The 23590-nt window shown below is 40.2% G+C and carries 22 protein-coding genes; 2 read left to right on the forward strand and 20 right to left on the reverse strand.

Annotated elements, in window-relative coordinates:
* Positions 1–66 precede the first annotated feature (66 nt).
* Positions 67–405, reverse strand: a complete 339-nt coding sequence (locus J9318_RS10785; RefSeq protein ID WP_210559932.1) for a P-II family nitrogen regulator — start codon at positions 403–405, stop codon at positions 67–69.
* 92 nt (positions 406–497) lie between these two features.
* Between J9318_RS10785 and nadE the strand changes: the two genes are divergently transcribed.
* The gene (gene nadE / locus J9318_RS10790; RefSeq protein WP_210559933.1) at positions 498–1331 is read left to right on the forward strand and encodes an ammonia-dependent NAD(+) synthetase; all 834 of its coding nucleotides are present in this window, start codon (positions 498–500) and stop codon (positions 1329–1331) included.
* A 21-nt stretch (positions 1332–1352) separates the two neighbouring features.
* Here the strand turns inward: nadE and J9318_RS10795 are convergent, their stop codons facing one another.
* The 12 genes from J9318_RS10795 to murJ form a co-directional block, all read right to left on the reverse strand.
* Positions 1353–1889 carry a GspH/FimT family pseudopilin gene (locus J9318_RS10795; protein ID WP_210562433.1) on the reverse strand — a complete coding sequence of 179 codons (537 nt, stop codon included), beginning with the start codon at positions 1887–1889 and terminating at the stop codon, positions 1353–1355.
* Positions 1890–1892: 3 nt separating this feature from the next.
* The gene (locus J9318_RS10800; RefSeq protein ID WP_244731636.1) at positions 1893–2375 is read right to left on the reverse strand and encodes a type IV pilin protein; all 483 of its coding nucleotides are present in this window, start codon (positions 2373–2375) and stop codon (positions 1893–1895) included.
* Between the two features lies 1 nt (position 2376).
* Positions 2377–5988 (reverse strand): PilC/PilY family type IV pilus protein, encoded by a 3612-nt coding sequence (locus tag J9318_RS10805; protein ID WP_210559935.1) that lies wholly within the window; start codon positions 5986–5988, stop codon positions 2377–2379.
* 1 nt (position 5989) lies between these two features.
* On the reverse strand, positions 5990–6643 hold the full coding sequence (locus tag J9318_RS10810) for a pilus assembly PilX family protein (protein WP_210559936.1): 654 nt from the start codon (positions 6641–6643) through the stop codon (positions 5990–5992).
* A gap of 3 nt (positions 6644–6646) precedes the next feature.
* A complete protein-coding gene (locus J9318_RS10815) occupies positions 6647–7525 on the reverse strand; it encodes a PilW family protein (protein ID WP_210562434.1) in 879 nt (292 codons plus the stop codon).
* Positions 7522–8232 carry a type IV pilus modification protein PilV gene (gene pilV / locus J9318_RS10820; protein ID WP_210559937.1) on the reverse strand — a complete coding sequence of 237 codons (711 nt, stop codon included), beginning with the start codon at positions 8230–8232 and terminating at the stop codon, positions 7522–7524. Before pilV ends, J9318_RS10815 begins: the two co-directional genes overlap by 4 nt.
* Positions 8233–8392: 160 nt before the next feature.
* The gene (gene ispH, locus J9318_RS10825) at positions 8393–9322 is read right to left on the reverse strand and encodes a 4-hydroxy-3-methylbut-2-enyl diphosphate reductase (RefSeq protein ID WP_210559938.1); all 930 of its coding nucleotides are present in this window, start codon (positions 9320–9322) and stop codon (positions 8393–8395) included.
* 9 nt (positions 9323–9331) lie between these two features.
* Complete coding sequence (gene fkpB / locus J9318_RS10830; protein ID WP_210559939.1) at positions 9332–9796, reverse strand: FKBP-type peptidyl-prolyl cis-trans isomerase; 465 nt, start codon at positions 9794–9796, stop codon at positions 9332–9334.
* Positions 9797–9820: 24 nt separating this feature from the next.
* Positions 9821–10339 (reverse strand): signal peptidase II, encoded by a 519-nt coding sequence (gene lspA / locus J9318_RS10835; RefSeq protein WP_210559940.1) that lies wholly within the window; start codon positions 10337–10339, stop codon positions 9821–9823.
* Positions 10339–13176 (reverse strand): isoleucine--tRNA ligase, encoded by a 2838-nt coding sequence (ileS, locus tag J9318_RS10840; RefSeq protein ID WP_210559941.1) that lies wholly within the window; start codon positions 13174–13176, stop codon positions 10339–10341. The genes lspA and ileS overlap by 1 nt, the downstream gene beginning before the upstream one ends.
* A 2-nt stretch (positions 13177–13178) precedes the next feature.
* Positions 13179–14114 (reverse strand): bifunctional riboflavin kinase/FAD synthetase, encoded by a 936-nt coding sequence (gene ribF / locus J9318_RS10845; RefSeq protein ID WP_210559942.1) that lies wholly within the window; start codon positions 14112–14114, stop codon positions 13179–13181.
* A gap of 114 nt (positions 14115–14228) precedes the next feature.
* Positions 14229–15743, reverse strand: coding sequence for a murein biosynthesis integral membrane protein MurJ (gene murJ, locus J9318_RS10850; RefSeq protein WP_244732083.1), 1515 nt, complete (start codon positions 15741–15743; stop codon positions 14229–14231).
* A 206-nt stretch (positions 15744–15949) separates the two neighbouring features.
* Here murJ and rpsT point away from each other — a divergent pair, with 206 nt between their 5' ends.
* On the forward strand, positions 15950–16210 hold the full coding sequence (rpsT, locus tag J9318_RS10855) for a 30S ribosomal protein S20 (RefSeq protein WP_155694308.1): 261 nt from the start codon (positions 15950–15952) through the stop codon (positions 16208–16210).
* A 150-nt stretch (positions 16211–16360) separates the two neighbouring features.
* Here the strand turns inward: rpsT and J9318_RS10860 are convergent, their stop codons facing one another.
* The 7 genes from J9318_RS10860 to apt all read right to left on the reverse strand — a co-directional run bounded on the left by J9318_RS10860 (position 16361) and on the right by apt (position 23515).
* Positions 16361–16747 (reverse strand): MAPEG family protein, encoded by a 387-nt coding sequence (locus J9318_RS10860; protein ID WP_210559943.1) that lies wholly within the window; start codon positions 16745–16747, stop codon positions 16361–16363.
* Between the two features lie 74 nt (positions 16748–16821).
* Complete coding sequence (adk, locus tag J9318_RS10865) at positions 16822–17466, reverse strand: adenylate kinase (RefSeq protein WP_210559944.1); 645 nt, start codon at positions 17464–17466, stop codon at positions 16822–16824.
* A gap of 232 nt (positions 17467–17698) precedes the next feature.
* Complete coding sequence (htpG, locus tag J9318_RS10870) at positions 17699–19627, reverse strand: molecular chaperone HtpG (protein ID WP_210559945.1); 1929 nt, start codon at positions 19625–19627, stop codon at positions 17699–17701.
* Positions 19628–19776: 149 nt separating this feature from the next.
* A complete protein-coding gene (recR, locus tag J9318_RS10875) occupies positions 19777–20370 on the reverse strand; it encodes a recombination mediator RecR (RefSeq protein ID WP_425314337.1) in 594 nt (197 codons plus the stop codon).
* A 64-nt stretch (positions 20371–20434) separates the two neighbouring features.
* Positions 20435–20761, reverse strand: a complete 327-nt coding sequence (locus J9318_RS10880) for a YbaB/EbfC family nucleoid-associated protein (RefSeq protein ID WP_210559947.1) — start codon at positions 20759–20761, stop codon at positions 20435–20437.
* Positions 20762–20831: 70 nt separating this feature from the next.
* Positions 20832–22958 carry a DNA polymerase III subunit gamma/tau gene (gene dnaX, locus J9318_RS10885; protein ID WP_210559948.1) on the reverse strand — a complete coding sequence of 709 codons (2127 nt, stop codon included), beginning with the start codon at positions 22956–22958 and terminating at the stop codon, positions 20832–20834.
* A gap of 23 nt (positions 22959–22981) precedes the next feature.
* Positions 22982–23515 (reverse strand): adenine phosphoribosyltransferase, encoded by a 534-nt coding sequence (gene apt, locus J9318_RS10890; protein ID WP_210559949.1) that lies wholly within the window; start codon positions 23513–23515, stop codon positions 22982–22984.
* Between the last annotated feature and the right edge of the window lie 75 nt (positions 23516–23590).

A 23590-nucleotide genomic window follows, 5' to 3' on the forward strand; every position in this document is an offset into this window, starting at 1 on the left:
CGTCTTTCCCTAGATTGTTAATCAATTAAGCTAAAAGTAAGCCCAGTTTTGAACTGGGCTTTTTTATTATATTGCTTCGTCGTTTTCTTCACCGGTACGAATTCTGATCACTCGTTCAACTGGCTCAACGAATATTTTGCCATCACCGATTTTGCCGGTTTGTGCTGTTTCTAAAATTGAATCTACGACTTGGTCAAGCATAGTTTCAGCCACTACTATCTCAATTTTCATTTTGGGCAGAAAATCAACCATATACTCTGCACCACGATATAACTCTGTATGCCCTTTTTGACGCCCAAATCCCTTTACTTCAGAAACTGTCATACCGTTGACGCCTAAATCTGATAATGCCTCACGAACATCGTCTAATTTAAAAGGTTTAATAATGGCCGTTACTTTTTTCATATCTTGCTCTCAATTTGTAGTTTACAACTAGTGGCTTAAGTTCAATTGTCATAGAATACGCTTACCAGACAAACATGAGAAGTTTTAAATCTATGAACGCCAATGAAATTCGCAACGAAATGAGAGTGCTTCCTGAAATAGACGCAGCCTTTGAAGTAAGACGAAGAGTTGATTTTATAAAAAAAACCTTAGTTGAGTCGGGCTCAAAATTTTTAGTTTTAGGCATCAGCGGTGGTGTTGACTCTTCAACTTGTGGCCGTTTAGCACAATTAGCTACTGACGAGCTTAACAACGAGACAAACTCGGCTTATAAATTTATTGCCGTAAGACTGCCATACGATGTTCAAGCTGACGAAGATGAAGCGCAGCTAGCGTTAAGTTTTATACAGCCCAGTGAAGTTGTTACCGTTAACGTTAAAGGCGGTGTAGATGGCATTCACAATGAAGTAATGAATGTTTTACCCGCCTCTTTGAAATCAAATCTTAATCAAGCAAAAGTAGACTTTGTGAAGGGCAACGTAAAAGCTCGAGCTCGCATGGTTGCCCAATATGAAATTGCAGGTTTACTAAATGGCCTTGTTTTAGGCACAGATCACTCTGCTGAAAATATTACTGGGTTTTATACTAAATGGGGTGATGGTGCCTGTGACTTAATTCCTTTATTTGGCTTATGTAAACGACAAGTAAGAGCTATAGCAAAGCATCTAGGTGCGCCTTCAATATTAGTAGAAAAAGCGCCTACCGCTGATTTAGAGGAGCTATCTCCGGGTAAAAAAGATGAAGATGCGTTAGGTATGAGTTATGACGATATTGACAATTTTTTAGAAGGCAAAGCCGTATCTCAAGAAGTTGAAGATAAATTAGTTGCGATTTTTAATGCTACTCAACATAAAAGAAAGCCTATTCCTACGATATATGATGAGTAGGTAGGCTGTCTTTATTAACGTTTAAGCTGAGCAGTCAATGTCCGCCGGGTCTCGAACTATTCGAACTCGGCCCACATTTGATAACACCAGAGCTCGGGCAAATGCACTATCCCCCTCTTGAGGACAGATCCTGATGGTGGTATTTACCGTTTGAGCAGTATTTACGGGTGCAAAACGAATCAGGTTGCGAGTTGATTTAATAAAATATCCTTTTACCATATCTGCACTACCAATCACTTCTTCATTCGCACCTAAGCTATCGTCACCATCTTCATCAATAAAAATCATCTTTGTTAGATTCCAATCGGTCTCACATGTTGCCATGTCGTTTGTTGGGCAAATCACGACAAAACGATTTTGCGATATCGCAGTATGTCTGGCTAATTGCAGCGCTGCACTGTGGTTGTTGACTATAGCAGCAACTTTATTTCGCTTAAAAAAATTACCGACAGAGGGTGCAACCGAAGTCGTAATGATTGCAAAAAGAGCCAACGTTACTAACACTTCAATTAATGTAAAGCCCTTACTCTTTTTCAATTGTGTTTCTTTTAATTGCATGAGTTAACAATTCCAGCAATATTCGTCAGCGGAGTAATTGCCATCTTTATTGGCATCATAAGCTTTACGACCGTCAGAGAAAATACTCATTACGCCATCAGACATAGGATCACCGTACGTTTGATTCACTGGTGTCGCTTTAATTTCGTACGAACGACCATTATTTTCTATCGCTTCAATAGTGAGTGTATATTTTTTGTCAGCTTCGGGTTTATCAGAGGGAGAGTGGGCAGCAAATATCCACGGTTCTCCAGTGTCTGCCGGTGAACCTTGAGTTCCCGCAGCTCCAGCATAACTAAAAGTTGTTGCTTTGTGACGTTCCATAGCAGTGGCAAATTCAAGCATATCAGCTTGTGCTTGTGCTCGGTAAGAACTAACCACATAGCGCGTGTAACTTGGGTATATAACAGAACTCAAAATACCAATAATTGCTAGGGTCACCAGCATTTCTACCAAGGTAAAGCCTTTCGCAAACTGCCTAAACATATTAATTATCATCCTTTGTCGTTGGTTCAATTTCTGTTGACCATGAATTTGTAAACACTTGGTTAAGGCGACTTCTTGGGCCAGATATTGTACCTAACAAAGACTTAAAGTCGTCATTTGCATCGTCGTTTGTTTGCACTGTATCCGCACATTCAGTACCCACGCACAAAGTAGGAGCTTCTGGGTCTGTAATAATTAGTCTTGGCTCTGCTGGAATACCTGATTTATCGAGCACTACAAAGGTATCATCATAATCAATATCGCCATCACCATCATTGTCTAGCAGCGCACTGCCGTCTAATAAGTCGATGACATAAATGCGACCACCACCTTGCGCAGCTGAGCAAGTATTTTCAATTAAGCCTGCCGAACTCGGATCATATGTAGTGAAAACCAACTTACTATTGATGATAGTTACACCTGTAATAACTTTTTCGCCTCTGGTTAAATTAAATTCATAGCCATCATAAGCTGAAATATCGTCTACCGAAGGTGTACTTGCATCAAGTTGCGCTATATTCGTTAAATTGGGGAATGTATATTTTCCATCATTCCCTTTAGCAAACACGCCTTTGTCTTTCAGCATTAATACTGAGTCATCAATATTCTCATTCAAAGGGTGTGCTCGATAACCAGACCCGATACTAACTGCGTAATAATGCTCTTGTTTGTGAACTATTTCTGCAACATCAGGTGCATAATAAAAACGGCGGTTTTTGCTAATAGAAAAATTTTGCGACGTGGTATAAATTTTTTCGCCTTGAAACATACTACTTAAGGGCTCACCATTGTATACGTCAACACGGAACAAATTGCCACCCATGTCACCAAAATACATATGATCCATAAGACCATCAAAATCTCGGTCAATAACGGCGATTCGAGCTGGAATACTGTAATCCATGCCATTAACACGATGCTGACCACTATCCTTTATCTCTGCGATTAACGCTCCATTAGAAGCATCTACTATAAATACCGAAGCGCCCTCGTTGTCACTATCTCGCAGTGTATTGCTATCTTGATTGGTGTCATAACCACCACCAAATACTAAAACGCGTTTTACTACGCCACCTATTTCAATTTTAGTAATCGTTGGTTTAGACCAAGATTGGGCAAGCTCAACAAAATCGCCTTCACCACCTTTTATCATATATTTAAACTCAGGCTGAGTTCGATTAGTTACATCTAACACGTAGTAGTTTCTTCCACCTCGGCGTTGCCCTACAATAATGTAGCTACGATCATCTTCAGTCCATGCGTTTATCGCACCGTCCATCCCGTAGGTTTTAGAATTAAATACATTATTATTTTCATAATAGTTGTGAAGATTAGGTAGTAAATCCTCTGGTATAAATGCCCAATTTTCTTGGCCTGTTTCAGCATCAATAGACAATAAATAACCTTCGTTTGTGCCAATAAATACCGACGCTTTGTCACTATATTGAAAAAATAATGGCTCAGAGTGCAAAGGATCAGCCATCTGGTAACGGGGCTCATTTAATACGCCATCGCCATCCAAGTCAGTCGCGTCGTAGCCACGAATCCAATCAATCATAGAAAGCCTTAATGCATCCGAGTCCGGTTCGATAAGAATATCTAACTTGCTTTTAGATAACCGACTATCTCCATCGCTAAAAGGCGTATTCGGATTAGACATGTTGCTATAGACATTACGAGGAGTAGATTGACGAGCAGCGGCGCCGCCGCGGCCAACAAACGGACTATTCAATTCACTAGAGGTGGCCCACCAGTCATGTGCTGTATCTTTAAAGAACCCGTCTGTAGAAATTGCAGGAGTACTAGAGTTATCAAGAACAACGCTATCTATTATCTTGTATTTTTTGAGATTTCCAGGCCAATATTCTGTGCTCTTCGGGTCAAATAATGCATAGTAAATATCATTCGAATGCGTGAGTCGGTTAAATTGGTTAACTGATATACCCGGCGCTACAAAGGTACTTGCGCCTTTTTTTGCCTCAATTAAAATTGAAGTAAATGCATTAGCCAAGCCGTTAATGGTATTGTCTGAGTAAAATTCACCTTCACCTGCCGTTGCGAGATTACGTAGGTAAGTGTCGTTAAAACCCGATGAGTCAAATCCAACTGTATACGTAAATACTTGTGCGTCATTATTATCGTTGCCTCGTTCTGAAGGCTTGGTTGCCATATACTCTGCAAGCGCATTTCCGCAACTCGTTTCACTGCAAGTAGTCCCTATTAGTGATGAGATTGCGGCTGATTCTGTGGTTGCGTTTGGATCCCCATCACTAAACAGCACTATATAGTTTGCTTGACACTGACCGACATCAGGATCTACCGGAGTATTATATATCGCATCATCTGGAGAGGCTAAAGACATAAATCGACACTCTCTTGACGATAATTTTTCAGTATCACAGTCAGCAGGAACATTGACAGTTGAACCGCTATACGTGTCAGGATGACTAACCCTCGTAACTAGGGAAGTCGAATTATTCGTATCACCTCGATTTTTCCCGGCATTTACACCTTTACCATTAATGTAAAGATATGCTTCATACATAGTATCTACCACAGGTGTAGAACCGTCGGCTACAAACTCCTCTAACAGGCTAATGAAATTATCTTTAACTTGATAATCATTGCTTGTTCCAAACGAGAGTAGCGGAGCAACCCCGCCTGATGGCATACTATACCTAACTCGTAACTGGGGCGACTTTAGCCTTTCCGAAAAGTTATTTTCGGCGCCATGACTTAATGCTGCGTATCGGTTCAAAGCAGCCATATTGTCAGCTGCTCCAAATAGTAAAATTGGATCACCTTTTTCCCAGTTTGACTGATCGATAACTTGTTGAACAATTGGTGATAAGTCAACTGTATTGACTGGTAATCCAGCAATATCCCACGCAGGAGTTAGCCAACATACCACGCCATTGTCATTGCAGTCCTGCGCGGTTCCGGTTAATGAAGTATTTTTCGATGGATTATAATCTTCAAAAAATAAATCGTTAAACTCCGCTCCATTTTGAAACTCAATAGGATCATTAGCTGTATAACCAACATATCTGAAAGAAACTGCATTACCGACCGGATTAACAGCCGAAAAATAGGTTATGTGTGCACTTTCTATTGTCGCACCTTTTGGAATTTGCATATCAGTAAACCGTAATGCATGTACACGGTTGTGATCTGGGTTGGCTAACCCACCAGCAGGGAAACTTGTTGCGATTGTGCCGTCATTTAATGAAACGGCAAAATCGGAGTTCCCAAATAAAGTACGTACTATTATGTTTTCATCGGACTCTGCATTGACGTCTTTAGCTTCCATCAATACAGGACCACCTTTTGATGAAAATCTCATTAGAGAAACATTAACATCGGAGATATTGTTAATTGCTTGTTTTAACGCCTCTCGAGATTTGAACATACGACTTGACTCTGTTCCGTCTGTCTCAGCCATACTTCCAGATGTGTCGAAGATAAATATAACATTCGGGTTTACTGTTCTGTTTTGGTCTGATATGCCGTAATAAATTTCAATATCGTCGCCATAAGCTGAAAAGCCGATAACCATAGAAAGAGCAATAGACTGAGCAATTGTTTTGAGCTTAGTTAGAAATCTAATCTCCATATTAATTTTCTCCTAATTCAACAGACTGTCTAGAAACCACAACAGTATTAGCCGCATTCACAACAGTGCCAGACACGTGTCCACATCCTTTAAGCATAAAGACTTCAAATATGGTCCTGTTTCTTGCGCCATCTGTATCTACAATACTAGAAACCAAGCCAGAACTTGGATCTGTTATATTTTTTAGGCCAACAAAAGCCGATTTTGACCAAGCATTAATCTCAGGTACCGTCATCATTGCACCAGCATTATTGTGTATCGCATCGTTTTGCAAACCAGCTGCATTCATACGCCGTTGTGTCCATAATGCATTTGCAATTTGATCGCACGTTGGCAATTGGTTTAAATCAACCAAGTTATTATTCGTGATAGCACCAGAATTACGAGCAGCTGTTAATACATCTATCTCTGGATTACCCGCACCATTCATTACGTTTCCTGCTCTCAGATTAGCAGAGCTTCCTTCGTGAATAATTCCTTCCACCGAGGCATCTGCTGCATCAAAGGCTAGCGCTACGGTATTTTGGTTACTCGCCATTTTAGTTTGCATCACACCTGATGACACCGAACTCACGCCTATTACTGTCATTGACGTCAGTATCACTAGCGCAATAATTAACGCTATGCCTTTTTGAACAGTTATTTTAGATTTCATCTATCACCCACCAACAGTCAAGTGTGACCACGAATTACGGAACAATATAACAGTTTCAAAGACTCGATATAAACCATCATTTCGCTGTGCGAAGGCATTGTTCCCCAGCATTTTCAAACTTCGTGTATTATTAAAATTAATCTCGTCGTCATTCTTTATTAATACGGCTAATTTAATCGCGACAACAGCTGACGTTCCGTCGGGCCTATCAAATGCATTAACTCTATCAGCGGTCACCCAAGAGGTGACATAACCTGTTTCAACATTCCCCGTAGGTAAACTGATTCCATACAAAACTTGAAAATCAAACACATTTTCCAGCAAGGTTACCGATTGATTGGAGGAACCATTGCCTTTTAACCCACGTAAATATCTTCCATCATGACCACGGCATTTTAACGAATTATTATCAAGGAAGTATTCATTCACAGTATGGAACTCATCGCCTTCAACAAAATCAAAATTAGAGCCTGTGCAGCTGTCTTCCGACATAAGGTTTACAACTAAAGTGTCCGGACCTGCAGCCGCGCCATCTTCTGATCCTACATTGATATCAACTAAATAATCCCCAGGAAAAACAATTGGACTATCTTTGATGAACGCTTTTTCAATTTCAATGTCCACTGATCTATCAAGATTGGCTGCAAACTCATTGTAACGACCAACTTCCATTAAACTATTACGTAACAACGAAATAATGTATCGACCGTCTTGCTGAATGTTAGAAAGTGCATAGTTGTAGCGTTGTAAATTGTTATTACTTTGATAAATACGCACGAGTGCTGAAGTGATAATTAACCCTAAGGTGAGTGAAATCAGCAGTTCCACTAACGTAAAACCAGCTACCTTTCTTTTTTTAGAGGTAGACCTTACAAAACTCATAACGAATTACCTACGATGACGTCCATGTAGACACACTCATAATCACCCTCTATCCCTTGTTCATCAAGTATATCGGTACACATTTGATTAGCGGCTCGATCTAAGTTTTTCCAGATGGTCGCAGGCCATGCAACATAGACAGTTAAGGTAGAGTTCGGTGGCACTACGTCGCCATTCGCGCCAGGTACTGCATTTAAAGCAACCACGCCGACTTCCATATCATCCATTACCGCGGCAGCCATGCAGCTGACTTCATAAGCGTCAAATACGGCTGACTGCTGTGCCGTACAGAGTTGTGCATCAACACCGCTTTCATCTCTGCAATTCACTATGTTGTTTGGTACGTTTTCACAAAAACATTCAAACTCAGAACGATTGCAATCGCCATTAGCTCGAAAGTTGTAATTATTTAGCGTCGTGTACGCGTTGTCGGTTCCATCTATAGGAGGGAGTGTATTGTCATCACGGTTTTGATACTGCCGATTAATGCGAATACGGTCGGCAAGACTTTCATTTATTATTGTGGCTTGTGATTTTACATAAGCGTCTTGGTTAGAAGTAGATACTGTAAACTGCAAACCAACTAAGCCAATTAGACCAATTGATATCACGAACAACGAAATGAGGATCTCTATTAATCCAACACCTCGTTGCTGTTTAATAAACAACTCTTTTGAATTATTTAACGGTTTATTGTGTTTTGCCATTGTCCGCCTTACCACTTAATCGACAGAATACTATCTGACTAAGTTTAGTTCCTTTTTAGTACCCGCTGTATACTTTTTCATCGTACTATATAAAATTATTAATGAAAAACTATAGTTAGCGAAAAATACTGTCCCTATAACAAAAACTCTGTACCTAGTTCTATCTTAACTCTGCCGGCACTGCAAATACGATATCTTCTTCTTTCCCTGGGTTTTCAACAACATTGGTCGCACCCAACTCTTTTAAGCGCTCAATTACGCCCTGAACTAAAACGTCTGGCGCTGAAGCCCCGGCTGTTACACCAATTGCAGGTTGTGTAGATAACCAATCAAGTTTAATGTCGCTGGCATCATCAATTAAGTAAGCCTTAGTGCCAACTTTCTCTGCCAACTCTCTTAATCGATTTGAGTTAGAACTATTTGCAGCTCCGACTACTAACATCAATTCTACTTTTTGTGCCAATTGACGAACGGCATCTTGACGATTTTGCGTTGCGTAACAAATATCATCTTTTCGAGGTCCCTCAATTTTAGGAAATTTCTCTCTTAGCGCGTCAATTACATCTGCAGTATCGTCAACCGATAACGTCGTTTGACTGCAGTAATAAAGTTCATCGGCATTTTTTACTTCAAGCGTAGCAACATCGGCCGGCGACTCTACTAAGTATATGCCTCCCTCATCGTTGCTATATTGCCCCATAGTCCCTTCAACTTCAGGGTGCCCCTGATGGCCAATTAAGATGCATTCTATGCCCTTTCTCGATGCACGTGTTACTTCCATATGAACTTTGGTAACTAACGGACAAGTAGCATCAAAGACTTTTAAACCTCGATGCTTAGCCTCTTGGCGAACGGCCTGAGACACTCCGTGTGCTGAAAATATAACAATGCTATTGTCTGGCACCTCATTTAACTCGTCAACAAATACAGCACCGCGATTCTTTAAACCATTTACAACAAACTTATTATGAACGACCTCATGACGAACGTAGATTGGCGGTTGAAAAATTTCTAATGCTCGTTCTACGATTGAGATAGCTCGATCAACTCCAGCACAAAAACCTCGTGGGTTTGCTAATAAAATATCCATCGTTATCCCCTATCCGCCTTGTTCGGTTTGCGTTTCTGGTTGATTAACTTGTTGAATCTCGACCTCAAACGTAAGTGTTTGACCTGCTAACGGATGATTAAAATCAACCGTAACCGATTGCCCAGCTACTTCTCTAATCAAGCCAGGCAAGTCATTGCCATCGGGTTGAGTAAAGGCCACGATTGTTCCGACCTCTGGTGTAACTTCGCTAAACTTAGTTCTGTCAACGTAGTAAATATTATCCGGGTTTGGTTGACCAAATGCTTGCTCTGGTGGCAATGTAAACGACGCTTCTTGACCGGCTTCTAGCCCGATCAAACAATCTTCAAAGCCTTTTGTTAAACTACCATCACCAATTGTCAACTTAGCCGGTTTATTGCTTACTTTTGTACTGTCAGCAACCGAGTCATCAGATAGCTTAATAGTAAAGTGAAACACGACTTCACTGCCAGCTTGGATATTATTTTTACTCACAATTACACCTTATAACTATAAATCTTACGGCTCTTTTACAGAGTCAGTAGATTTTGAATTTTTTGCTTCTAAAATGCCGTCTAAAATTAATAACGCTGCACCACAACTAATCGCCATATCCGCAACATTAAACGCAGGGAAGTGCCAGTTTTCATAATAGAAATGTAGGAAATCCACTACGTAACCATGCATTAAACGATCAGTAACATTACCAATAGCACCACCTAAGATAAGTCCGTAAGACCATAATTGACGCTGCTCACGCCACGGTGTTTTGGCCATCCAGTAAATAAGTAATGCACTAATAACAAAGGCAATTCCAGTAAAGAACCAACGCTGCCACCCGCCTTGATCACTTAGAAAGCTAAAAGCAGCGCCGTAATTTCGAACATAAGTTATGTCAAAAATTGGCAATATATTGATATCGTAATACAGTGGAACGTTGGCTAAAATCCATAGCTTGCTGGCTTGATCAATAATAATCACCAGCAAACCTAAAACTAAAAACCATAATCCATTGGCGTTCAAATCCTTAAACGACATTACGCAAACTTCCTTACTTCACCAGCGCCTTCTACGTTCTCAATACAGCGACCACATAAGTCTTTATGTTCTTCATTTTGGCCAACTGACTCCACATGGTGCCAACAACGCTCACATTTTTCAGCCGAACTTGCAGCAACGCTAATGAATAAGCCATCAACTTCTGAATCAAAGGCATCATCCGTTTTTTCTGATAGTGGCGCAATTGATACTGTTGAAGTAATTAGAACAAACCTAAGCTCGTCTTCTAGCGTTAGCAGAACATCTTTAATCTGATCACTGACATAAAGTGTCACGTCAGCGGCTAACGAAGCGCCCACTAGCTTGTCTTTTTTTGCAATTTCTAGAGCACGGTTTACTTGCTCTTTAACTGCTAATACTTGAGACCAGTAGTCGTCACCTAATTCGCCATCAGAAGCAAATTTCTCAATTCCTTCGTACCAAACACCTGTGAATACAAACTCTTCACGCTCACCTGGAAGCTCTTGCCAAATTTCTTGTGCAGTAAATGACAATACCGGTGCCATCCAACGCGTCATTGCTTCTGCAATGTAGTAAAGCGCTGTTTGACAAGAACGACGAGCTGTAGAATCTGCTTTCGCAGTGTATTGACGGTCTTTGATAACATCTAAGTAGAAGCTACCTAAGTCTACTGAACAGAAGTTCATTAGCTTTTGCATAACGTTATGGAATTGGTACTTGTCATAAGCCGTTACGATTTCGTTTTGCAAACGTGCAGCCTTACTTACAATCCAGCGATCAAGTGCCACCATATTTTGTTCAGCAACTAAATCCGTTTCTGGATTAAAGCCATTTAAGTTAGCTAATAAGAAACGAGACGTGTTACGAATACGACGGTAAGTATCTGCCGAGCGTTTGAAAATTTCTTTATCAACGGTCATTTCGCCAGTGTAGTCTGTTGAGGCTACCCATAAACGAAGAATATCGGCACCGTACACATCCGTGATTTCTTTTGGCGCAATGATGTTGCCTAATGATTTAGACATTTTATGGCCGTTTTTATCAACGGTAAAACCATGCGTTAATACTTGATTATATGGCGCTTTGCCATTCATCGCAGTACCTGTCATTAACGACGACATAAACCAACCACGGTGTTGGTCTGAGCCTTCTAAATATAGATCTGGAGCGGTATCAAACTCATCACGCTGATCGACCACAAAGTAATGTGTTACGCCTGAATCAAACCAAACGTCTAGCGTATCTTCTACTTTGCGATATTGACTTGCTTCTTCACCAAGTAACTCAGCTGAATCAAGATCCCACCAAGCTTGAATACCTTCTTTTTCAACACGTTGAGCAACCTTTTCCATTAGCTCTATGCTATTTGGGTGCAACTCATCTGTTTCATTATGAATGAATAGAGTAATTGGCACGCCCCAAGTACGTTGACGTGAAATACACCAATCTGGACGACCTTCAACCATTCCTTTTATGCGGCCTTCACCCCATTCAGGCAACCACTCTACGTTTTTAATCTGTTCGATAGATTGCTGACGAAGACCGGCTTTGTCCATGCTGATAAACCACTGAGGTGTTGCACGGAAAATAATTGGTGTTTTATGTCTCCAACAATGTGGGTAGCTATGTTCGAAGGCTACATGCTTAAGTAACTTGCCTTTTTCTGTCAACAAAGCAACAACGTTATCGTTTGCTTTAAAGACGTGCTGACCCTCAAAAAATTCAGTACCTGGTACGTAGACTCCATTTGGCCCAACTGGGTTTGCTACTTCAATGTTGTACTGTAAACCAACCGTGAAGTCTTCTTGACCATGCCCAGGTGCAGTATGTACACAACCTGTACCCGCGTCAGTGGTAACATGATCACCTAAGATCATTGGGATAGAAAAATCATAGAATGGGTGATTAGCTTGAACTAACTCTAAATCAGCCCCTTTACAATGACCTAAAACACTAAATTCAGTGATATCAAAACGTGCCATACAATCCGCAACTAAGTCAGTTGCTAGTACTAATCTAAATGGCTTATCAAAACCTTCAGCAGACTTAACTTGAACTAGAGAATACTCAACACCTCCGCCTAAAGAGATGGCACGGTTAGCAGGAAGTGTCCAAGGAGTGGTTGTCCAGATTACAAAAGATACATCACCCTCGCCTTTTCCGGCGTCTAGTTCTGAAAACTTAGCTGCAACAGCGTCACTGTCTACCGCGGTAAACATAACATCGATTGCAGGAGATACTTTGTCTTGATATTCAACTTCGGCTTCAGCAAGCGCCGAACCGCAGTCTGTACACCAGTGAACAGGCTTAGCACCTTTTTGTAGATGGTCGTTATCAATGATTTTACTTAACGCACGAATAATATTAGCTTCAGAGCCGAAATCCATTGTTTTATATGGGTTGTTCCAGTCACCTAAAACACCTAAGCGAACAAAACTGGTTAGCTGACCGTCAATTTGCTTTTGCGCGTATTCACGGCACTTCTGACGGAATGTTGCAGCGTCTACCTTCTTACCAGGCTTACCTACTTTTTTCTCAACCATTAACTCAATTGGAAGACCATGACAGTCCCAACCTGGTACATAAGGCGAATTAAAATCAGATAGCGTTTTAGACTTTACAATAATGTCTTTTAAAATTTTATTAACTGAGTGACCTAAGTGAATATCACCGTTTGCATATGGAGGGCCGTCATGCAAAATGAAGCTCTTTTTACCTTTTTTTGCAGCACGAATTTGACCGTACAAATCTTTGTTGGTCCATTCGTCTAACATTTTTGGCTCACGCTGTGCCAAGTTACCGCGCATAGGGAACGCAGTTTCAGGTAAATTAAGAGTATGTTTATAATCACTCATGGTTATTTGATTCCATATTGACTTAGTTTGGATTTAGCCGTTGCTACATCCAGTTTAATTTGAGAAATGAGTTGTTCTATCGACTCGAACTTTTGTTCGTCTCTAATTTTACTTAGAGGTTTAATCGATAACCTTTGCCCATACACTTGTTGGTCAAAGTTAAATATATTTACTTCTAACACCGGCTTTACGCCATCTAACGTTGGCTTATTGCCAATATTTGCAACGCCATAAAAGATCTGCTTGTTCAATTCAACTTCAACAACAAACACACCTTTGATAGGTAGCACTTTCCTTTTCACAGCAATGTTCGCCGTAGGAAAACCAAATTTACGACCATTTTTTTGGCCATGTATCACACGGCCCTGCATCACAAATGGTTCACCGAGTAAATCTTCCGCTGCTTTAAAATCAGCGTCTTGTAAATACTTTCGAATTGCCGTGCTGCTGGCTCTTTGGTCTGAATAGTTAAACGTTTTTGTATCTTCAACACTAAAACCACAAAGCTCTGACTCTTTTTGCAGTAATGCAAAGTCGCCACTGCGTTTCACACCAAACTTAAAATCATCACCAACAATTAAGTGTTTTACACCTAATTGCTCCACTAACAAAGACTCAATAAACTCGTCCGCTGCCATCGCTGCAAACTCTTTGTTAAAACGGACACATATGAGACGGTCAATTCCGAGTTTTTCTAACTTTTTAAACTTATCTCTAAAGGTCAACACTCGCGCAGCGGCTTTATCACCTAAAAACACTTCCTGCGGTTGAGGTTCAAAAATCATCACGGCAGATGGAACACCATGCTTTTTAGATTCAGTTTTCAGCTTGTCCAACACATGTTGATGGCCCATGTGTACACCGTCAAAATTACCTATCGTTAAAACACAGTTTTTGTGTTTTTCGGATAAATTGACTAAACCTCTAACTAACTCCATTTGACCTTCATAAACTGTTAAAAAAAACCCAAGAATTATAACGGCAAAGCTAGGCTAATTACTACCCAGAGCGTTCGATAAAGCAACAATTATGTAATATAAATTGAGATTAAATTAAGCGCCCTGTCTAAAATGCCGTTTACGTGTTCCAAATAAAATTAAACTCACAAAATAAACCACTACAGCAACACCAATTAATGAAAACAGCATCACTGATTCTTGCCAAAACGACTCCGTAGCAAACCAACCTGAGCGTTTAATATATTCAAGAGCGGCTACCATAAAAATGGTTGCAGCCACTAAACGAGCAATCCAACTCATCGTAGCTTTTGATAGCTTATACACGCCCTGTTGATGTAATCCCCAATATAACATGCCGGCATTTAATGTTGCTGACATAGCCGTAGCAATTGCTAAGCCTACAAAACCATAAAATGGCGCCAGCATAAAGTTGAAAACTATATTGGATAACATCGCAATAATGCCTAGCCGAACCGGTGTTTTGGTATCTTGTCTAGCAAAATAGCCTGGTGCGAGAACCTTAACGGTCATATAACTAACCAATCCTGATGCATAACCCATGAGGGCAAAATAAACTTGCTGGCCATCGGTAGCAGTAAACTCACCATGCGTATACAAAATTTTAATAATTAAAGGACCTAAAACAATTAAGCCTGCAAGTGCAGGAAACGCCATTAATAGCACCATTTTTAACGCCCAATCCATGGTTTCTTGAAACTTCGCTGGATTATTGGTGCTATGTAGTTTTGACAAGCTTGGCAGAATAACCGTGGCGATACCGATTCCAAACAGCCCTAGAGGAAATTCAATTAACCGATCTGCGTAATACAACCAACTAATAGAGCCCGTCATTAAAAAAGAAGCGATAACCGTATCAACTAGTGCATTTAATTGATGAACCGACACACCTAATATCGCCGGCAACATAAGAAGACGGATGCGCTTAACATGCTCATCATTCCATCCCCATTTGGGCCTGACTAACAAACCAGCCTTAGCTAAAAACGGCCACTGGAAAAAAAACTGGACTAACCCGCCAACAAACACGCCTATGGCAAGGGCATAAGCGGTATCACTAAAAGTGTCTTTAAACAGAATGGCACAGGCAATAATAGAAATATTGAGGAATACCGGTGTAAATGCAGCCACAGCAAATTTATTATAAACATTTAAGACTGCGCCAGATAAAGCAACAAAGGTAATAAAAAATAAATATGGAAACGTGATTTTTAATAATGCAGAGGCCATATCAAATTTAGCGGCATCTTCGCCGCCTTGCCACCAATCAATAAACCAACCAGTACCAAAAACCATGACAATAATTGGCGAGGCGACAATCGCAAAAGCGGTTAAGCCCAAAACAATCACGCCTAGCGTGCCAGAAACCTTAGCCACTAGCTCTCGAACCGCATCGTCTCCATGTTTTTCTTTTACTTCTGATAAAACAGGGACAAACGCCTGAGCAAACGCACCTTCGGCAAACAAGCGCCTTAGAAAATTAGGAATGCGATTAGCAAATAAATAAACATCAGCGTTAACGCCCGCACCTACAAAGGTAGCAATGACAACATCCCTGACTAATCCTAATACCCTTGATATAAGAGTCATGAACGAAACGATCAGACTCGACTTTAATAACGCCAAAATATTTCCTTTAACCGCAACATAATAAAACTCGCATAGCTTGCCAGACTTTTAGTCATTTATAAATTAGCTTTTCCATTTAAAATGATTTGACAAAAGCGTTACAAAAAGGCAAACTCCTCGGCCTTAAAAAACCGGTTATTTGAATTAAAAAAGTTTAGGAGTCAGCCTTGGCTAACATTAAGTCTGCTAAGAAACGCGTTATAACTTCTGAGAAGGCTCGTCGTCACAATGCAAGCCGTCGTTCTATGATGCGTACTTTCATGAAAAAAGTTGTAACAGCTATCGAAGCTGGTCAAAAAGAAACTGCACAAGAAGCATTCACTGCACTTGTTCCAGTTCTTGACCGTTATGCAACTAAAGGTCTAATTCACAAAAACAAAGCAGCACGTCATAAGAGTCGTTTAAACGCTCAAATTAACGCGCTATAATTTTTGTAATTATACTTTTTAAAAAACCGGAACTCGTTCCGGTTTTTTTATATCTAAAATTTGGCTTTGCTATAGGCGCTAGTAAACACCAATACCTGAACAAACACCAATACCTGAACAAACACCAATAAATCACTAAATGTCAAAAATCTAATAAACCGCTAGAATATTTAACAACGCGGCCGCTAACATCATCAAATAAGTTAATATCCCACCAACAGTACGGGCAATTGACGTACCAGCGCTTTTACCTAAACCCATTGCATGAAACAAACGTCCAATTAGTAACGCCGTTCCTAAAATATTAAGCACCCAAACCTCTGCCTTGTTAAGCTCTAAAAAAGCTAGTAACAATAAAGCCAATGGTACATATTCAGCAAAATTAGCATGAACTCTAATTGCCCGGTGCAACGTATTAGACTCACCATGACCAATACCAACTTTGTGTACTAGTCGTAGCTTTATAATACGAAACGACAGAGCTACATAAAACACGGCTAACATACCGGCATAAAATGCAGTGTATTTAATTATCATTATGATTCCCCTTTTCTTCTAAAACAAAAAAACGCCACATATGCGGCGTTTTTTATTACTAGTTAGCGTTAGGTTTACGCTAAAACTTCGGCAAGCTTAGCGCTTACACTTTCAACAGCTTGTGTACCATCAATGGTAGCAAATTTAGTATTACCAGCTTCCGCTTCCGCTTTGTAATATGCAACTAGTGGTTGAGTTTGCTCATGATAAACGCCTAAACGCTTACGAACAGTTTCAGGTTGATCATCATCACGAATCAACAAGTCATCACCGGTTTCGTTGTCTTTACCTTCAACCTTTGGTGGGTTGTAAACAACATGATAAACACGACCAGACGCCGGATGAACTCGACGGCCAGCCATACGGTCAACTATCACTTCATCTGGAACGTCAAACTCTAAACAGTAATCTACAGAGATACCATTTTCTTTCATTGCATCAGCTTGTGGAATGGTACGAGGAAAACCATCTAACAAAAACCCATTTTCACAATCCGCTTTGGCAATGCGCTCTTTCACTAAACCAATAATTAAATCGTCTGATACTAATTGACCAGCGTCCATTACCTTTTTAGCTTGTAAGCCTAACTCAGTTCCTTCTTTGATAGCAGCACGTAACATGTCACCAGTAGAAATTTGTGGAATGCCAAATTTATTCATTAAAAATTGGGCTTGTGTACCTTTTCCGGCACCTGGTGCGCCTAGTAAAATAATCCGCATGAAATGTTCCCCTGCAAATCCAAATGATAATTTAAGTTTTTATAGCCAGAATCTTGGCACAATAACCCATTGATAACAAGCCGATATGGTAAGGATTCATTCACCGTTTTGTTAATTTTACTTTGCATGCTTATAAATTGAGCATAAAAAAGGGGCAACCGAAGCTTCCCCTTTCATTTAAAACTATTTTTATTTCATAAAGCTAACGTTATTAGCGTCGCTTTTTAAACAATTACTTTGCTAAAGACAGCATCAACGTATTTAGACGCTTAACAAATGCTCCTGGATCTTTAATCGTTCCTCTTTCAGCCAAAGTAGCTTGGTCAAGTAACACTTCAACCCATTGTTTGTATTGCTCTTCGTCTTGCACTTGATCAACATGCTTCACTAATTCGTGCTCCATGTTAACTTCAAATACAGGCTTAACATCTGGTACTTCTTGACCCATTTGCTTCATCAGCTCAATCATTTGTGGGCTCATGTCGCTATTGCCCGTTACAATACAAGCTGGCGAATCAGTTAGACGGTGAGATACTTTCACTTCTTTAACTTTTCCGTCAAGTGCTGTTTGGAAGCGCTCAATGCTTGACGCAAATGCTTTATCAGACTCTTCTTGAGCTTTTTTAGACTCTTCGTCTTCTAAGTCACCTAAATCAAGATCGCCACGCGTAACAGAAACAAGTTGTTTACCATCAAAGTCAGTTAAATGTGACATTAACCACTCATCGATACGATCAACCATGAGTATCACTTCGATACCTTTCTTACGGAAGATTTCAAGCGCTGGGTTATTTGCAGCAGCTTCAAATGTATCCGCAACAAGATAATAAATTTTATCTTGGCCCTCTTTCATACGCTCTACGTAATCTGGGAAGGAGACAGATTGAGTTGCATCATCATTGTGAGTTGACGCAAATCGTAATAACTTAGCAATTGCTTCTTTATTTGCGAAGTCTTCTGCTGGACCTTCTTTAAGGACTTGGCCAAATTCGTTCCAGAACACTTGATAGTTTTCTTTATCGTTTTTGCCCATACGATCAAGCATTTTTATAACGCGAGAAGTACACGCTTTACGTAATGCTTGAGTTACCTTGTTATCTTGTAAAATTTCACGAGAAACGTTTAGTGGTAAATCATTTGAATCAATTAAGCCTTTTACAAAACGTAAGTACGTTGGCATAAACTGTTCAGCGTCGTCCATAATGAAAACACGTTGAACATATAATTTCAGACCACGTTGTTTATCTCGATTCCAAAGATCAAATGGTGCTTTCTTAGGAATATATAATAGTGATGTGTACTCATTAGTACCTTCAACTTTGTTGTGAGCCCACGTTAGTGGATCTTCAAAGTCGTGGCTAATGTGCTTGTAAAACTCTTTATAGTCTTTGTCTTCGAGCTCAGACTTATCTAATGTCCAAAGCGCATCCGCTTTATTGATAACTTCCCACTCGCCTGGCGTTGCTACGATTTTTTCACCATCTTCACCTTCAGATTCTGGTGTGCCCTCTTTCCACATCTCTACTGGTGTTGAGATATGATCTGAGTATTTTTTTATAATTTGGCGAAGTTTATAATCTTCAGCAAACTCTTTTTCATCTTCTTTTAAGAATAATGTAATTTCTGTGCCACGAGTCGCTTTCTCAATCGTTTCGATTGTATATTCGCCTTCACCTTCACTTGTCCACTCAACGCCATTATCTTTGCTGTCACCGGCCTTGCGAGAGCGAACAGTTACTTTATCGGCAACAATAAATGCCGAGTAAAAGCCAACACCAAACTGACCAATAAGTTGCGAATCACGTGCCTTATCACCCGTTAGGTTTTTAAAGAAATCAGCTGTGCCTGACTTTGCGATTGTACCTAAGTGGTTAGCAGCATCTTCAGCATTCATACCAATACCATTATCTTCAATCGTTACGGTATTTTTTTCGGCATCAAAACTTACACGAACACGCAGTTGTCCGTCATTTTCGTATAGATCATTGTTAGATAACGCTTCAAAACGAAGCTTATCTGCTGCATCGGCTGCGTTGGAGATAAGTTCACGCAAGAAAATCTCTTTGTTTGAGTACAAAGAGTGGATCATTAATTGTAATAGTTGTTTTACTTCGGTTTGAAAACCGTGAGTTTGTTTACCTTGAGTGGCTGCTTCTGCCATGGTCAGGGTCTCCTTTATGTTTTACGTATTAAGACTTTAATCGTTTGATGACAAGTAAATAGGAGTGCACCTTAGGGTTTTCAAGGTCTATAAAAGTTTATTCTTGAAAAAAATGATATTTAATTTAAAAAAACGGGGGAGGTTCAAATTTAGAATTGTTTACGGCCCATTAACGCATGGCTCATTGTTGATGTATCGACCATTTCTAATTCGCCACCAACTGGAATTCCATGGGCAATACGTGTAATTGAGACATTATTAGACTTGCAGATATCTGCAATGTAATGAGATGTTGCTTCGCCTTCTACACTTGGGTTTAGCGCGAGAATAACTTCTTCTACTGCTGGTTTTGTTGGGTCAGTTCCATCACTTGCTAATACTTCCTCTAACTGAGATAAGCCAAGCTCCTGTGGACCAATTCCGTCTATCGGCGATAAACAACCGTGTAACACAAAGTACCGACCTGAATAATGACCACTTTGTTCAACCGCAGCCAAATCTGATACTGACTCTACAATACATAATAAGGCATTTTGAGTTCGACGAGTATTAGTGCATATATCACACAGCTCTAACTCTGTGTAATTTCGGCATTGCTGGCACTGACCGATATCTGCCAACCCCTTCGCTAATGTATTAGCTAATTCAGTACCCGCTTGACGCTTATGCTGCAGTAAATGATAAGCCATGCGTTGTGCCGTTTTTGGACCTACGCCGGGTAAACACTGTAATTGCTCAATCATTTTCTGTAATAAACTAGCTTGCACTGAATTAACCTCTTAATTTACATGTAATCTATCTTGTGGCTTAAAACGGCATCTTCATGCCTGGAGGCATGCCCATTCCACCTGTCAATTTACCCATTTGCTCTTTATTCATTTCTTCAACACGACGTACTGCGTCGTTCACAGCGGCCGCTAACAGATCTTCAATCATGTCTTTGTCGTCTTCCATTAAAGACTCGTCTAACTCAACACGTTTGACGTTGTGGCTTCCTAGCATAGTTACTTTAACAAGACCTGCACCAGACTCACCAACCACTTCCATTTTTGCCAAGTCTTCTTGCATCTTTTGCATTTTTTCTTGCATTTGTTGGGCTTGTTTCATGATGTTGCCCATTCCGCCTTTAAACATAATATTTTCCTCTCAATTTTATCCGCTTAGTATGCGGTCTAATTTGTGTAAAACAAGGTTTTGTCCCTTGCTATAAAGGTTTAATTGAATTGTCGATTAATTTTGCGCCGAATTCGTTAATCAATGTGTTCACCATTGGATCTTGGTGAATACTATCTTCTGCGCGCTGTTGTCTATTTAAGTTAATATTTTGCTGAATATCAGCTGGGGCTGTTGTTGTAATAGCGCTTTTGTTAATTATAAATTCAGAAGCCGGCGCTAGTTGTGCAACTACAGCTGTTAATTCTTGTTCAGACTTTTCATTTAGTAAGTGAGCGAATTCTTGGCGAACTATCAATTCTATTCGCTCACCATCTATATTAACTTCACTATTTAATGCCAGTTGGCGACCTAAGCCTTGTAGATGAGATTGCTCTATCATCGCCGCCCAACGGTCAACTTCGTGCGCATAACGCACTGATTCACTCTCTACGTCTTGTAAACTGGACTCATCAATTACTTGAACGTGTTCGGCTTCTACTAAATTTGCATTATGTTTCGCATTTTGCTCAGAGCTTAATGTTTCAATTGGCGCATTTTCACTTGCCAAAGTAGCATTTTGTTCACTTGTTTGATGAAGAACTTCTTCTGTAGCTTGATGTTCGGAGTTTTTTATATTTGTCTGTTCAGCTAAATCTGTTTTAGCTTTGTTGACGTTCCCTAAGTCTATGCCTCGACTTGCTAATATAGCGAGAACAGGGTTTTGCTCAGCACCATCAGGAAATACAGGATTTTCTGAAGCTAGTGGTTGCTCGGAGTATGCATTGCCCTGTGATGCAGTATCCAAATTAGAGTCGACAACAGGATCATTGCCAAACGAATCGCTATTTTGATATTGGTACTGTTCGCTGACATCATTTTCATCATACATGACATGACCGTAATCTGGGACAGGTTCAGCAGGTTCAGCAGGTTCAGCAGGTTCAGCAGGTTCAGCAGGTTCACTCTCAGATTGAACTGATTTATTTGCAACCGCTACTTGCTCTATTTCATGCAAAACCTCAGGAACTTTAACCTTAACTTGGCTTGGCGAAGCTACCTCATTAAGGTTTTTTTTTTCTAGCTCTTGAGGCTGTGCAGGGCTGAATGCTAACAACCTTAAACACGCCATTTCCAGCGCTGAGGCTGGGTCTGAGCTATAAGGCAGTTCTTTTTTGCTTTGAATGAGAAGCTGATAGTTTACTTGAATTTGCTGTGCCGATACGGCTAACGCTAAAGACTTTATTAAATCTTCGTTCGTTTCGCTTAATTGGGCAGCACTAGGAAGTAACTGACACATAGCAATTTGGTGCGTCAACGTGAGAAGATCGTCAAATATTTTTTCAAAATCTGGCTGTTGTTGTCGTAATCGAGAGAACAGGTCAACGAGTTGTGCAGAATCCTTATTTGCTATCAAACATAAGATTTGCTGACTCCATGTTTGATCTACCGTACCTAACATTTGTTGCACTATAGACAGTGTGACATTTTGTCCTGATTGAGCAATCGCTTGGTCAGTTAGACTCAAACCATCACGCATACTTCCCCTAGCATACTTCGCTAGCAGCACAAGTGCTTCAGGCTCATAAGGGATTTTTTCTGCATTTAATATATAAGTAAGTTGATCGCCAATTTGTTGAATTGATAGGGCTTGTAAGTTGAATTGCAAACACCTAGATAAAATAGTCACTGGTAGCTTTTGCGGATCCGTAGTCGCAAATAAAAATTTTACGTGCTCCGGAGGCTCTTCAAGCGTCTTTAATAACGCGTTAAAGCTATGACGCGATAACATGTGGACTTCATCGATTAAATAAATCTTATATCGACCACGCGTAGGGGCGTACTGAACATTATCTAAAATTTCGCGAGTATCACCAACTTTAGTTCTTGACGCGGCATCTATCTCGATTAAATCAACAAAACGGCCTGCATCAACATCCAAACAAACCGGACATTGCCCACAAGGCTCTGCAGAAATACCGGCCTCGCAATTTAAACTTTTAGCAAATATTCGAGCGATTGTAGTTTTACCAACACCTCTTGTACCAGTAAATAAATAAGCATGATGAGTGCGTTGTTGAGTTAACCCGTTAATAATTGCCGACTTAACATGATCTTGACCAACAAGTTCAGAAAACTTAGTGGGCCGCCATTTTCTTGCTAATACTTGATAACTCATGACAGCTCACCCTTCATAAACAATTACTCACCTTCAAATGAAGTTAAGCTATAACAATCGATATCAAGCTTTGACAGTCGCGATTCACCACCGATATCGGGTAAATTAACCACAAAACAGGCATCTGAAACATTCGCACCTAATTTTCTTATCAACTTCATGGTAGCTTCAATTGTGCCACCCGTTGCTAATAAATCATCAACCATCAGAACTTTATCTGTTTCTGTTAGTGCGTCAGTATGAAGCTCTAGAATGTCTTCACCATATTCTAATTGATAAGCCTGTGAATAAACTGCTCTAGGTAACTTGCCAGGCTTTCTAACAGGAATAAACGAGACGTTCAGCTTGTAGGCTAACGGCGCGCCAAAAATAAAGCCTCTTGCTTCTGTTCCAACAATAGCGGTAATACCCGAATCTTTATAACGCTCATAAAATGCGTTAATTGTGGCTGAAAATGCCTCGGCATTCTGCATGAGGGACGTAACATCTCTAAACTGAATACCTGGCTTTGGATAGTCTGGTATTGTTTTAATACTATTTTTAATCAAATCCGACATTTCGGCTCTCTTTGACTTAACTTAAGGCAAGTATGCCAGAAGCCTTTGATATGAAAAATACCTTTGCAAAGATAT

Origin of the sequence: Psychrosphaera aestuarii, from assembly GCF_017948405.1 — a bacterium.
GTDB classification, from domain to species: domain Bacteria; phylum Pseudomonadota; class Gammaproteobacteria; order Enterobacterales; family Alteromonadaceae; genus Psychrosphaera; species Psychrosphaera aestuarii.